16 protein-coding genes and 1 riboswitch are annotated in these 12,894 nt (G+C 62.1%); of the genes, 4 read left to right on the forward strand and 12 right to left on the reverse strand.

Translation table 11 applies throughout. The annotated features are described in order from the left end of the window. Together KBT70_RS18255 and KBT70_RS18260 are read left to right on the forward strand one after the other, a co-directional pair. Window positions 1–1,429: adenylate/guanylate cyclase domain-containing protein (locus KBT70_RS18255; protein WP_296637544.1), on the forward strand; the 1,429-nt coding region annotated here is incomplete at its 5' end. 128 nt (window positions 1,430–1,557) lie between these two features. Continuing rightward, complete coding sequence (locus KBT70_RS18260; protein ID WP_296637546.1) at window positions 1,558–1,944, forward strand: DUF3307 domain-containing protein; 387 nt, start codon at window positions 1,558–1,560, stop codon at window positions 1,942–1,944. A gap of 27 nt (window positions 1,945–1,971) precedes the next feature. Here the strand turns inward: KBT70_RS18260 and tenA are convergent, their stop codons facing one another. The 8 genes from tenA to thiD are packed head-to-tail and all read right to left on the reverse strand — an operon-like array spanning window position 1,972 to window position 7,890. Then, window positions 1,972–2,655, reverse strand: coding sequence for a thiaminase II (gene tenA, locus KBT70_RS18265; RefSeq protein WP_296637549.1), 684 nt, complete (start codon window positions 2,653–2,655; stop codon window positions 1,972–1,974). Continuing rightward, window positions 2,652–3,584: an ABC transporter substrate-binding protein gene (locus KBT70_RS18270; RefSeq protein WP_296637552.1), complete on the reverse strand. Its 933-nt coding sequence runs from the start codon at window positions 3,582–3,584 to the stop codon at window positions 2,652–2,654. The genes tenA and KBT70_RS18270 overlap by 4 nt, the downstream gene beginning before the upstream one ends. Next, window positions 3,581–4,564: a HesA/MoeB/ThiF family protein gene (locus KBT70_RS18275; RefSeq protein ID WP_296637555.1), complete on the reverse strand. Its 984-nt coding sequence runs from the start codon at window positions 4,562–4,564 to the stop codon at window positions 3,581–3,583. The genes KBT70_RS18270 and KBT70_RS18275 overlap by 4 nt, the downstream gene beginning before the upstream one ends. Beyond that, complete coding sequence (locus KBT70_RS18280) at window positions 4,561–5,157, reverse strand: thiamine phosphate synthase (RefSeq protein WP_296637558.1); 597 nt, start codon at window positions 5,155–5,157, stop codon at window positions 4,561–4,563. The genes KBT70_RS18275 and KBT70_RS18280 overlap by 4 nt, the downstream gene beginning before the upstream one ends. Next, a complete protein-coding gene (locus KBT70_RS18285) occupies window positions 5,157–5,927 on the reverse strand; it encodes a thiazole synthase (RefSeq protein ID WP_296637560.1) in 771 nt (256 codons plus the stop codon). The genes KBT70_RS18280 and KBT70_RS18285 overlap by 1 nt, the downstream gene beginning before the upstream one ends. Before the next feature lies 1 nt (window position 5,928). Further along, a complete protein-coding gene (gene thiS, locus KBT70_RS18290) occupies window positions 5,929–6,126 on the reverse strand; it encodes a sulfur carrier protein ThiS (RefSeq protein WP_296637562.1) in 198 nt (65 codons plus the stop codon). Further along, the gene (locus KBT70_RS18295; protein ID WP_296637565.1) at window positions 6,110–7,099 is read right to left on the reverse strand and encodes an FAD-dependent oxidoreductase; all 990 of its coding nucleotides are present in this window, start codon (window positions 7,097–7,099) and stop codon (window positions 6,110–6,112) included. The genes thiS and KBT70_RS18295 overlap by 17 nt, the downstream gene beginning before the upstream one ends. Continuing rightward, window positions 7,096–7,890 (reverse strand): bifunctional hydroxymethylpyrimidine kinase/phosphomethylpyrimidine kinase, encoded by a 795-nt coding sequence (gene thiD / locus KBT70_RS18300; RefSeq protein WP_296637568.1) that lies wholly within the window; start codon window positions 7,888–7,890, stop codon window positions 7,096–7,098. Before thiD ends, KBT70_RS18295 begins: the two co-directional genes overlap by 4 nt. A gap of 45 nt (window positions 7,891–7,935) precedes the next feature. Beyond that, window positions 7,936–8,038, reverse strand: a riboswitch (TPP riboswitch). A gap of 129 nt (window positions 8,039–8,167) precedes the next feature. Between thiD and KBT70_RS18305 the strand changes: the two genes are divergently transcribed. Then, the gene (locus KBT70_RS18305; RefSeq protein WP_296637571.1) at window positions 8,168–9,532 is read left to right on the forward strand and encodes an MmgE/PrpD family protein; all 1,365 of its coding nucleotides are present in this window, start codon (window positions 8,168–8,170) and stop codon (window positions 9,530–9,532) included. A gap of 83 nt (window positions 9,533–9,615) precedes the next feature. Here the strand turns inward: KBT70_RS18305 and KBT70_RS18310 are convergent, their stop codons facing one another. The 4 genes from KBT70_RS18310 to KBT70_RS18325 all read right to left on the reverse strand — a co-directional run bounded on the left by KBT70_RS18310 (window position 9,616) and on the right by KBT70_RS18325 (window position 12,485). Then, entirely contained in the window at window positions 9,616–10,728 is a 1,113-nt protein-coding gene (locus KBT70_RS18310) for a site-specific DNA-methyltransferase (RefSeq protein WP_296637573.1), read from the reverse strand. Between the two features lie 96 nt (window positions 10,729–10,824). Beyond that, a complete protein-coding gene (locus KBT70_RS18315) occupies window positions 10,825–11,448 on the reverse strand; it encodes a ribonuclease HII (protein WP_296637582.1) in 624 nt (207 codons plus the stop codon). Window positions 11,449–11,525: 77 nt separating this feature from the next. Beyond that, window positions 11,526–12,056 (reverse strand): hypothetical protein, encoded by a 531-nt coding sequence (locus KBT70_RS18320; protein WP_296637576.1) that lies wholly within the window; start codon window positions 12,054–12,056, stop codon window positions 11,526–11,528. Between the two features lie 27 nt (window positions 12,057–12,083). After that, window positions 12,084–12,485 (reverse strand): hypothetical protein, encoded by a 402-nt coding sequence (locus KBT70_RS18325; protein ID WP_296637578.1) that lies wholly within the window; start codon window positions 12,483–12,485, stop codon window positions 12,084–12,086. A 193-nt stretch (window positions 12,486–12,678) separates the two neighbouring features. On the opposite strand from KBT70_RS18325, the gene KBT70_RS18330 reads away from it, so the two are divergent. Further along, window positions 12,679–12,894, forward strand: a 216-nt coding sequence (locus KBT70_RS18330; protein WP_296637579.1) for a hypothetical protein, incomplete at its 3' end; no start/stop codon positions are given.

Below are 12,894 nucleotides of genomic sequence, written 5' to 3' on the forward strand. Positions count from 1 at the left end.
GGTCAATATCGCGGCGCGCCTTGAAACCCTGTCGGCCCCCGGTGGCATCTGCGTGTCGCGCACCGTGCGCGACATGCTGGCCCGCGAACCCGGCCTGACGATCACCGGGCAGGGCATGCAGTTTGTGCGCAACATCCCCACCCCGGTTGAAGTCTGGCATGTGACCACCGGGGTCGAGGCCGAGAGCCGCAGCACGGTGATGCAGAGCGCCGATCGTCCTTCGGTCATCGTTTTACCGTTCGACAACCTCTCTTCTTCGGTCGAGGATGGGTTTCTGGCCGATGGCATCGCCGAGGATCTGATCAACGAGCTGTCGCGCTTTCGCTCGCTCTTTGTCATCGCGCGGGGGTCGTCCTTTGCCTACAAGGATCGCGCGCAGGACATGCGCCAGATCGCGCAGGACATGCGCGTGCGCTATGTGGTCAAGGGCGCGGTGCGGCGCGCGGGCGCGCGCCTGCGTGTCACCGCACAACTGATCGAGGCCGAGACTGGTCGTCAGATCTGGTCTGACCGCTATGACCGTGACATGGCTGATCTCTTTGCGCTTCAGGATGACATCACCCGGTGCATCGTTACCGGCCTCACCCCGGAAATCGGCGCGCATGAGCGGGCCATGTCCCGCGCCAAACCGACCGAGAGCCTGTCAGCCTGGGAAATGTGCCAGCGTGGCCTGACCGAAATCGACATGCGCACCACGGGCGGCATCCGCAACGCGACCGCCCTCTTTCACTCTGCCGCCGAGGCGGACCCGACCTATGCGCTCCCGCATGCGCTCATCGGTCGGGTGCATGCAGTTCGGATTTATGCCGGGCGGAGCCGCAATCCACGCGAGGATGTCATCAAGGGCATGTTCCACGCCAATCGCGCCATCGAGCTCGATGATCGGTTGGAGCTTGGGCATATCACCCTGGCGCAGCTCTTGACCCTGCAAGGGCAAGAGAAGGACGCGCGCGAGGCTTTGGCACGTGCGCGCGCCCTCAATCACAATGACGCGCTGATCTATAATGCGCAGACCTTTATCAACCTCTTTCAAAAGACCCCTGACACCGCAGAAATGGAAGAAGCCGGGCTTGAGGCCATTCGCCTCAGCCCGCAAGACCCGATGCTCTGGTCGTTCTACTGGATGCTCGCTGTTGCCATCTGGATGCGCGACATGACCTTGGGCGAGAACATGCGCAAGTATCTCGAACCGGCTGCGCGCAATCCGGGGGCAGAGGCCTTTGTGCATTCAGCCTATGCTGTCTTGTCCTTGCGCGCGGGCGACCGGGGAACAGCACAGCGCGCGCTGGAACAGGCCATGACTGTGCGACCTGATTTCTCGCTTGAGGTGATCAAATACGGGTTCCATTTTCCAAAGTGGCCCGCGCTGGTCGCCGGGATCAAGGATGACTTGGAAACGCTGGTCTCCATGGGGCTGCCGCGCCGGTGATGCAAAAGCCTGCCTGATATGATAGGCTATGGTCATTATCGCTCGACCCTAATTGGACCACAGCGTGTTTCTGGCAGAGAACCATTCTATCAAAGCCCCTCTGTCACGCCCATTGCCCGAGGTGTTGCATGACGAGCATTTTCGATCTCAGTCTCTTTCTGATCCTGTTTCAGATCAAACACTACCTTGGTGATTTTCAGTTCCAGACCGGTTGGATGGCCGCAAACAAGGGGCGCTACGGGCATCCGTCAGGCATCCTGCATGCCGGGCTTCACGGAGCACTTAGCCTGCCCATCCTGCTCTGGTTCGCCCTGCCGTGGGAATTGGCGCTTGGTCTCGCACTCGCAGAGGTCGTGGTGCATTATCACATCGACTGGGCCAAGGCGCGCCGCGTCTCTAACGAGGCCATGACCGAGACAGACCCGCGTTTCTGGCACTACCTTGGCCTTGATCAGGCCGCGCATCAGCTCACTTATGTCGCGCTCTTTGCTATCGTTGCCAGCCGCGCGGCCTGAATATGTCACGCCGCGCGGCGTTTGGACTCAGTGGCCAAATGAGAGGCCCATATCCCAAAAGCTGACTTCCAGCCGCGTGGCGGTGGTGAAGCGCTGACAGAGGCGACCCCAGCCGGGCGTGCTCTCGGCCCCCGCGCCCAGACGGCGGGCCACAGCCCCATCAAAGAGCGTGCCCGCATCGCGGCAGACTTGCTGATAGGCATCGCCAGCGTAGGTGTTGATCCAGTCGGCATAGGGATGATCGTCTGGCACCGGTCCCAGCCGCGCGCCAATCTCGCCATAGCCCATGACACAAGGCGCAAGCGCCGCGAGCAGATCGAGAAAATTGCCGGAATGGCCCGCATCGAGCACATAGCGCGTATAGGCCAGATTGGCGGGATGCTCTTCGGCGCTGTAAAGATCCTCTTCGCTCAGCCCCGCCTCGGCGCAGGTTTTCACATGCAGGCTGAGTTCGTGATTGACCAGCGCATCGACAGTGGCAGCACAGGCGCGCATTTCCTCGAGTGCGTCGGCCTTGGTCACGGCCAAAGCCCAGGCACGGGCAAAATGGATGAGGAACACGTAGTCCTGCACCAGATAGCCAAGGAACGCCTTGCGCGGCAGCGTGCCATCGCGCAGCCCTTCGACAAAGGCGTGGTGGGTGTAAGCCTGCCAAACCGTCCCCGCCGCATCGCGCAAGCGGGGAAAGGTTGCCCCATATCCGTCAGTCATTCCGCGTTCAGGTCCATGGCAAGGCCCGAGACGGGCGTGGAATTCTCGATCATCCCCGTGTCGAGCAGGAACTGTTCAAACCGCTTGTAGCGTGCGTGATCCAGCGCCGCGGGACGGGTGGCAAAGCGCGGAAAAGTGTCAATCCAGGCCTTTGCGTTCAACTCATCCTGCAATTCGGGCGAGGTGCCTGCGAAAATCTCCCAGCTCTCTTGCGGGTGGTTCATGATGTATTGCGTCGCACGCTCGGTCGCATGCAGAAAACGGCGGATCATGTCGGCATTCATCGTGTCGGGATTGGCGACATAGATCAGCTCGTCATAGGCGGGCACGCCTTCTTCCTCGATGTAGAAACACCGCCCCGGCACGCCTTCGATCTCCATCTGGTTGAGTTCGAAATTGCGATAGGCACCGATCACCGCGTCCACTTGGCCTGACATGAGCGAGGGCGAGAGTGACCAGTTGACGCTGACCAGTTCGATATCGCTCAGGCTGTGGCCATGCTGAGCAAGAATGGTCGAGAGCAAAACCTCTTCGACCCCCGCCACCGAAAAGCCCACCTTGCGCCCCTTGAGGTCAGCGGTGGATTTGATCGGCCCATCTGCGAGCACCAAGAGGCAATTGAGCGGCGTGGCGACCAGCGTGCCAACACGGCGGAGCGGCAGCCCGTTCTCGATCTGCATATGCAACTGCGGTTGGTAGGAAATCGCGAGATCCGCCTGACCGGCCGCAACCATCTTGGGCGGATCGGACGGATCGGCAGGGGCGATGACCTCGACCTCAAGCCCGGCGTCTTGGAAATAGCCCAGTTCCTCGGCCACGATGATCGGGCCGTGATCCGGGTTGATGAACCAGTCCAGAATGAGCGTCATCTTGTCCTGTGCCATGGCCGGGCTGGCCATAAGGGCAAGAATCAGGGTGAGGTATCTCATGTGTCAGTCTCCTGTTGAACGTCGCCAAGGGCGATCAAGGCAATCTCTCCGTCCCAATGACCGCGCAGCCGCGTTGCGGCTTGCCATGACCGAAGGCCGGACCGGCAGGCAAGCACGGCGCGTGCGCCCTGGGGGCGGGTGTCGGGGTGATCGAAATCGGCAACACTGTGGCGGGTGGCGTTTGGCAAGGCGGGACCGCTCTCAGTCTCGGCGCGCAGGTCGACCAGCCAGTCGTCGGGCGTGATTTGCCCGGGCGCGATAAAGCGGAAGCCATCTTCTGGTTCGGGCGCACCGTCAAAGCGGAAGCCGCCAAAGCGATGGCCAATCGCCTCGAATGTGACGAGCTGACCCAGCGGATCAGGCTCTATTCCAGCCAGAACCGCCAATGCCATCTGCGCCTGAAGGCTACCAACAACGCCGACCGACGGGCCAAGCACGCCATCGGCATCGCAACTGCCCAGCCGGTCAGGTAAATCTGGGAACAGCGCGCGCAACGAGGGCGCGCCCGCGCAGAAGCCGCCCACATAGCCCGAGGTGCCAACGATAGAGGCGCTGATTAGCGGTGTGCCCTGCCTCAGGCAGGTATCGGACAGAATGTAGCTCGCTGCGAAACTGTCGGCGCAATCAAGAACCAGATCTGCGGCGGCCACATGAGCGGGGGCATTAAGGGGATCGAGTGGCTCTGACACGGCGGAAATCACGCAGTCCGGGTTGAGAGCGATCATATGCAGCGCCGCAACCTGCGCCTTGGGTTGGCCGATATCCGCCATGCGAAACAGCGTCTGGCGGTGCAGGTTGCTCAGGGAAACGCGGTCGCCATCCATCAACGTGATCCGCCCGACGCCCGCGCCAACAAGGTATTGCAGCACCGGCGCTGCCAGACCGCCCGCGCCCACGACCAGCACATGCGCCGCCGCCAGCCGGTCCTGTCCCACGGTCCCGAATTCCGGCAGCGCGATCTGACGCGCGTAGCGGCTCATCCTGTCACGTCCAACCATTGCCGCACCCGCGCCTCGGGATCGGAGTGAAGGGTAATATCGGTCACGGCCGAGACCACATCCGCCCCGGCGCTGAACGCGCCTTGCGCACGCTCCACCGACATGCCGCCGATCGCGATCAGAGGGATGTCGCCGATCAGGCGCTTCCATTCTGTCAGCTTGTCCAGTCCCTGTTCGTGCCACTTCATCTTTTTCAGGATGGTAGGATAGACGGGGCCAAGCGCCACGTAATCGGGCGCATAGGACAGCGCGCGGTCGAGTTCGGCATGATCATGCGTGCTGAGCCCCAGTTTGATCCCGGCGCGACGCAGGGCGGCGATGTCGGCGGTATCGAGATCCTCTTGCCCCAGATGCACCCAATCGCCGCCTGCATCAATCGCCGCCTGCCAGTGATCGTTGACCACAAGAATGGCCCCATGAGCGCGGCACAGGCTCTGTCCTTGGGAAATCTGTTCGACGAGGGCATCGCCCGTCAGGTCCTTGATCCGCAATTGAACCAGCCTCACGCCGAGTGGCAGCAGGCGGCGCAACCAGTCGGTGTGGTCGAAAATCGGATAGAAACGCGGCAAGGTCATCAGGTAAACGCCCTCCCGAACACGGGGGTAGAGGGGGCGGCCATGTCGCGCGGCTCCATCGGATCAGCCTCATAGGCCAAACGCCCCGCCTCGAGTGCGCGCGCGAAGCCTTCGGCCATCATGGTCGGATCGCCAGCCTTGGCCACAGCGGTATTGAGCAGCACCGCGTCATAGCCCAATTCCATCGCATGTGCGGCCTGTGACGGCAGGCCGAGACCAGCGTCGATGACCAATGGCACGTCGGGGAAATGCGCCCGCAAACTGCGCAAACCATAGATATTGTTGAGCCCAAGCCCCGTGCCGATAGGTGCGCCCCAAGGCATCAGTACCCGGCATCCGGCCTCGACCAGCCGTTCGCAGAGCACCAGATCCTCGGTGCAATAGGGAAAGACGTGAAATCCGTCATCGGTCAGAATACGCGCGGCCTCGACCAGACCAAAGGGGTCCGGCTGGAGCGTATCGGCATGGCCGATCACCTCGAGTTTGACCCAGTTGGTGTCAAAGAGCTCTCGCGCCATCTGCGCCGTTGTCACTGCCTCGCGCACTGAATGGCAGCCAGCGGTATTGGGCAGGACATGCACCCCGAGCGCAGCAATCATATCCCAGAACGCTTGCCCCGCACGCTCGCCCCCGGCCTCGCGGCGCACCGACACGGTGGCAATGCCTGCGCCGGAGCGATGAAACGCCTCGGCAAGGATAGCGGGCGAAGGGTATTGCGCAGTACCCAGCATCAGCCGCGAGGTAATTTCGGTCTCGTAGAAAACAGGCATGTCAGCCCCCTTGCCGTGGTGCGACGATCTCGATGCGGTCGCCTTCATTCAGTCTCTGTTCTGGCCTGATTGCGGCGGGAACGAAACTTTCGTTGACCGCTGTGGCCACCTTGGCCCCCGCGTACCCCAACTCGACCAGCAGCGCGTCGAGCGTTGTGGCGGCGGTGTCGCGGAGGGTGCCGTTAACCGTGATCTTCATGGGTCAAAAACTCCGGTGTCTCATTGTCGCCTGTGACCAGACCCGCCACCATCCGCGCCACCACAGGTGACAGAAGAAAGCCGTGACGAAAGAGGCCGTTGGCATGAATCGTGCCCCCTTTGCGCGTGATCCGGGGCAAATTGTCGGGAAAGGCAGGGCGCGCATCAGCGCCAATTTCCATCACCTCTGCCTCGCCAAACGCCGGGTGCAGCGCGTAGGCGGCAGAGAGCAGTTCCATCACCGAGCGTGCCGAGGCGCGTCCGCGCTCCGCGCTCTCGATCTGCGTGGCACCGAGCATGAAAACCCCGTCGCCGCGCGGCACAATATAGAGTGGAAAGCGCGGGTGTAGCAGGCGAACGGGCCGTTTCAGGGTCACATCAAGGCTGCGCAGCACGACCATCTCGCCCTTGACGCCGCGCAGATCGGGCAGGCTGTCCTGAGCGGCAAGACCGCGACAGTCGATGACCGGTCCGGTGGGGGCGGCATCGCTCTGTTCGAACCGTGCACCAGCCTCTTGTAACCGCTTGCGCAGGTGCATGAGCGCGTTGCGTGGATTGATATGCGCCTCATCCGCGAAAAAGAGTGCGCGGTCATGGCGGTCGGCCAAATATGGCTCTAATTCGGCCAAATCTGTGCCCGAGACCATCTGATGCCCTTGGGTGCGCCGCGCGAATTGGTCGAGTTCGCGGCGGTCGCGTTCTAGCGTCACGACAAGCGATCCGCGCCGGATCACCTCGACCCCCTGCGCCGCCCACCAATCGGCCGCCTCTTGACCCAAGCGTACGACCGGCTCTTCGGCGGAAAACCCCTCGCAAAAGGGTGCCAGCATGCCGCCCGCCCACCAGGAGCAGGCATGCGCGCCGGGCTCTGGGGCGGGATCGCGCAGGGTGACGTCCACGCCGCGCGCGACCAGTTCGGTCGCAACACAAAGGCCAACAATACCAGCGCCCCGGATTGTTACAGCCTCGGTCATTTCCAGACCTCGTGGAAATGATGCACCGGACCATGCCCTTGACCGATCTCTAGCGTATCCGCGGCAAGGATCGCATGGTGCAGCCAGCCATGGGCGCGTTTCACAGCATCAGGCAAGGTTTGTCTCTGCGCCAGCCCCGCCGCAATGGCCGAGGACAGCGTGCAGCCGGTGCCATGGGTGTTGCACGTGGCGATGCGGGGGGCGTCGAGGCGGATCACTTCTTCAGCGATGAGCCAATCGGTGCAGGTCGCGCCCTGCGCATGCCCACCTTTCATGAGCACCGCCTTGGCCCCCATGTGACGCAGGCGTGCGCCCTGTTCCTGCATCTCGGTATCGTTTTGCGCTGCGTCGCAATCCAAAAGTGCGGCCGCCTCGGGTAGGTTGGGCGTGAGCAGATCTGCGCGCGGCAAGAGATGTGCGATCAACGCCGCCCGTGCCGCATCAGGCAAGAGGCGGGCACCGGATTTGGCAACCATGACAGGGTCGAGCACGATGGGGCCCTCATACTCCGAAAGCGCCTGCGCCACGGTCTCGATGAGGCTGGCGTCGCCCAACATGCCGATCTTGATCGCATCGACCCTGATATCGCCCAAAACGGCGGCAATCTGGGCTGCTACAGTGGCATTGGGGATGGGATGCACATCGGTCACGGCGCAGGTGTTTTGCGCGGTCACGGCGGTGATCACGCTCGCGCCATAGACGCCAAGCGCCGAAAAGGTCTTGAGATCCGCCTGAATACCCGCACCCCCGCCGCTATCGGAGCCTGCGATCGTCAAAGCTGTGGCAACCATTTGCCATTCCTCTCGTCTTGCGGGGAACGGACGGGGGGCGCGCTGGGCGTGCTGAGGTCCGTTCCCTACGCCGGCATCACCCGGATCAGGTTCGATGGGTTGGCTTGACGCCTCTCAGCCCGGATCGCGGGCACCCCAACGGATATGCAAGAGTGCTAACAGCCGATGTCACGCGCTGCAAGAGGAGAATGTGAGACAGGAAATGTCGCAAACAGCCGTTAAACCGGCGCGCAAACGCGTCACGCTGCGGGGATACACCCAGCAGAAAGCGCCCCAGATGTCCTATGCTCCCCAACCTCTTCAGTTCGCCCGGATTGCGGACTTTGCTCTTGATCCGTCGCTCGATATTCCGGATGAGGTGCTGGAGCGCATGGCGCTCTTGCTGGTTGATACGCTTGGGGTTGCGGCGGGTGCGGCGACGCTGGAAGTGGGGCGCATCGCGCGAGAGTTTGCGGTCGAGTTTCATGCCGCAAACAGTGACAAACACGGCGCAACCATGCTCTTTGATGGACGGCGATGCGCGATGCCAGGGGCGGCTTGGGCGCTGGCCACTCAGATCGACAATCTTGATGGGCATGACGGTTATAACCCAACCAAGGGGCATATTGGTTGCGCCCTTGTCCCGGCGCTCTTTGCCTATGCCGGGCAGCATCCGCAATTGACCGGACGACAGGCGCTGATCGCGCTTGCCATGGGCTATGAGGTGGCGGCGCGGGCGGGTGTGGCCTTGCATGCTACGGTCAGCGACTACCACACTTCGGGGGCGTGGAATGCGATTGGCGTCGTGGCGATTGGGGCGCATCTGCGAAGGCAGACGCCCGAGGTTCTGCGCGAGGCCATGGGCACTGCCGAATATCACGGGCCGCGCAGCCAGATGATGCGCGAAATTGCCAGTCCCACCATGCTGCATGATGGGTCCGGCATGGGGGCCTTGGTGGGCATTTCGTCTCTGTTGTTGGCCGAACGCGGGTTTACCGGGGCACCCGCGATCACCGTCGAGGGGGAAGATGTCGCGCATATCTGGGAGGATCTGGGACAGGATTGGACGATCCTGCGCAATTATATCAAGCCTTATCCGATTTGCCGCTGGGCGCATGGCGCACTGGAAGGGGTGCGCGTGCTGATGGTCGAACAGGGCCTGCGCGCCGCCGATATCGAGCGGCTGGACGTGGCGACATTTGCGCAATCCGCGGCCCTTTTCCCCGGACTACCCAAGACGACGAGTGAGGCGCAATATTCGCTGGGCTTTGCGCTAGCGACGCTGCTGGTGCACGGGCGCATCGGGCCAGAGCACATTACTGGCGCAGGCCTGAATGATCCGGAGGTCGCGCGCCTGCATGCCCGCATCACTGTGCGCGAAGAACCGCGTCACTCTGCCCGTTTTCCCGCCGGGCGCTGGTCGGATGTCACAGCCATCCTCAAAGACGGCCGGCAAATCACCTCTGGCGATGTCAACGCGCGCGGCGGCCCAGAGGCCCCGATGCCCGAGGCGGATGTGCGCGCCAAGCTGGGGGCGATGGCCGGGCATGTGCTGTCAGAGGGGCGCATTGCGGCGCTCTGGGATATGAAGCAGAGACTGTTACAGCCTGATATGCTTTTCTCCGAGATGGCTGATCTGGTCACGCCCGCCCCTGACCGATGACGAAAAAAGCCCCGCCATGAAGGCGGGGCAGGTCAATGGTGCCCGAGAAAGTCAGGCCTTGGGCACCGGCGGTGTCTGGGGGATCAGTTGGGGCGCTCTTCCATCTCCGAGCGGATCTGCTGGCGCAGCACGTCGATAGGCACCACTTTGCCCTCGCGCTTGAAGCACCAATAGGTCCAGCCGTTGCAAGAGGGCGCACCCTCGAGATGCGCGCCGATCTGATGGATCGAGCCGTTGATGCCATCGGCCACCAGCGTGCCATCGGCACGAACCTTGGCCGCCTTGCCGTTGATCGAGGTCAGAACCTCGCCGGGGCGCAACATGCCACGTTCGATGAGTTGCCCAAAGGGCACGCGCGGCTCTGCGCGTTTGGAGGTTGTGACCTGAAGTGCGTCGCGGTCGAATTTGCGAATGTTCGCCAGCCGCTTTTCCGCGACCACGCGATAGGCCGCCTCGCGCTCGATCCCGATGTAATCGCGGCCCAGCATCTTGGCCACAGCACCGGTCGTGCCGGTGCCAAAGAACGGGTCGAGCACCACATCGCCGGGGTTGGTCGAACCGACCAGAACGCGGTGCAGCAAGCTTTCGGGTTTTTGGGTCGGATGCGCCTTGTCACCCTTGTCATCCTTGAGCCGCTCATGCCCTGTGCAGAGCGGCAGCACCCAATCCGAGCGCATCTGCACGCCTTCATTCAGCGATTTCAGGGCCTCGTAATTGAACGTGTATTTCGCGCCCTCGGATTTCGACGCCCAGATCATCGTTTCATGCGCGTTGGTCAGGCGCTTGCCGCGAAAATTCGGCATTGGGTTGGACTTGCGCCAGATTACATCGTTCAGGATCCAATAGCCTGCGTCCTGCAGCGCCGCCCCAACCCGAAAGATGTTGTGATAAGAGCCGATGACCCAGATCGCCCCATGGGGTTTGAGCAATCGCCGCGCCGCCTTGAGCCAGTCTTGGGTGAATTTGTCATAGGCGGCGAAGCTGGCGAATTGGTCCCAAGCATCATCGACCGCATCCACCTGGCTGTTGTCGGGGCGATGCAGATCACCCTTGAGCTGGAGGTTGTAGGGCGGATCGGCAAAGATCAGATCAACGCTTGCCTCTGGCAAGCTGTTCATCACCTCGATGCAATCCCCGGCGATAATCGTGTTGAGCGGGAGCGCAGGCGCGCCCTTGGCTTTGGTCATTGTCGTCATCTTCTGCCTCTGTCCCGGCGCTTGTGCGCTCTGGTGGTTGAGGACCAAGATGAGTCAAAGCTGATTCGCCGTCAAATTCTTTTTTGAATCAGTGGGTTAGTTATTTTCTTGATACAAGATGTTGTGCACGGGTCTGAACGAACGTCTATGATGTGGGGTCACACCAAGATTTAGCAGCGCCTCCTTGTGGCTTTTCGACGGGTATCCGGCGTTCCGTTCCCAGCCATAGCCGGGGAACTGTTGCGCCAAATCCCACATGATCCGGTCGCGCCCGATTTTCGCCACAATTGAGGCCGCCGCAATCGAGAGAGAGACCGCATCGCCGCGCACAATCGCGCGGGCGGGGAGGGTCAGGCCGCGCGGGATCAGGTTGCCGTCGATCAAGACAAAATCCGGCGCAGGGTCGAGGGCAGCAATCGCCCGCTCCATTGCCAGATGTGCGGCGCGCAGGATGTTGAGTTGGTCAATCTCTTCGACGCTGGCATGGGCCACACTGACCGCGGCAGAGGCGTGCAGGACCTCAGAGAGCGCGACACGGCGCGCGGCACTCAGTTTCTTGGAATCGTTCAGCCCCTCAGGAATATTGCCCGGATCAAGGATCACGGCGGCGGCTGTGACTGGCCCGGCCAAGGGCCCGCGCCCGACCTCATCCACCCCGGCAATGCGGAGATACCCCTCTGACAGGGCGGCGCGTTCATGGGTGAAATCAGGGCCAAGCATAACCTCAGGTCGCATGATCCGCGCGCAAATGCAAAGGGAGGGGCGCACCCCTCCCTCTGATTGCTGGCTTGATGGGCTTAGTAGTATCCGTATTGGTTCAAACAGTGGTCACGGTAGATCACCTGATGATGCCCGCCCACGCGCACGGCGCAGGCCGATGGCAGGACGTTGTAAGAGCCATATCGCTTGCTCAGGCAGCGGCCAGAGTATCCCGCGCGGTTGCCTGCATAGACCCGACATGCCCCCGGCAGATTGACACGCTGCGCCCGCCCGTAATTGTTGCCATAGCCCCCGCGACCATTGTCATGGCCCCGATGACCATAGCTTTTGTCATAACCACGATCATCGCCTTTGTGGTTTCGACCATCGTAGTCGCGGTATGTGCGATTGTCTTGATACCCGCCGTTATACCCGCCGTTGTCCCGATACCCGCCATTGTTCTGTTGCTTGTTGTTGCTGGCAATCGCCGCGCCGACGATGGCCCCAAGGGCAATCCCAACGGCGAGGTTACGGTTATCGCTCCGGTCACGGGCAAGAGCGGGTGTTGACATGGCCGTGGTCAGCGCAAGCGCGCCGATCATCAGGGCTGAGGTGATTTTGCTGAACATGGGAGGTTCCTTTCAGGGGCGCAGGGCTCAGTTGCGATGGTTGTCGCGGTCATAGGGCACGTGGTTGCCATAACCCCGCTGATAGACCGGGCGGCCCTGATTGGGGCGGCCATAGCCGCGCTGCGGCTCATAATAGCGGTTCTGGCTGTAATGGTGGCGATTGTGGCCGGGGTTGTAGACCTGCTTGTGATGCCGTTTGGGCGCATAATAGGGTTGCTGATACCCGTGGCCCCGCGTGACGTAATCATTGCGGCGGTCCCGGTCGCGGTTGCGGTCGTCGGCAAGCGCGGCGCCAACAATGGCCAGTGCGGCGACACCTGCGATGATGGCGGCGGTTTCGCCCCGGTTCTGGGCCTGGACCGGCGCAGCAGTAAGGCTGCTCACGGTCAGGGCCGCGCCGATGATGAGAGCGATGAACTTGCGATGCATGGTCATTCCTTTCAGGATACTGACGGTCGTTACCCTGCGTCGGCCCACATGACCGGACGCTGTGACCCAAGGGTGGGGCCAAGCCGCCCAGACAGGCAATAACGCCCCGATGATATCAGATAACACGCCGTTTTCCGGTCACTCCGTCGCACAAGTTATTGAATAGCCGTGGGCCTTGGCGCATCTTGGCCGCATGACACAGATCACACGCCCCCTCATCCTTGCCTCTGGCCTTGTCTTTGCCGCGACTGCGGCACAGGCGGCCTGCCAAGTGGAATACAAGGCCAAGCGCGACAAGCCGCTTGAGCTTTATTACGACGTGACCGTCGTGAACGCGCCCTGTGCCTCGGCAGAGGCGGCTCTTCGGGCACAATTGGCGCAGCAGGGGCTGACCCTGCTCAAGGTGCTG

It is taken from the genome of Roseovarius sp., assembly GCF_018066915.1.
Lineage (GTDB): Bacteria > Pseudomonadota > Alphaproteobacteria > Rhodobacterales > Rhodobacteraceae > Roseovarius.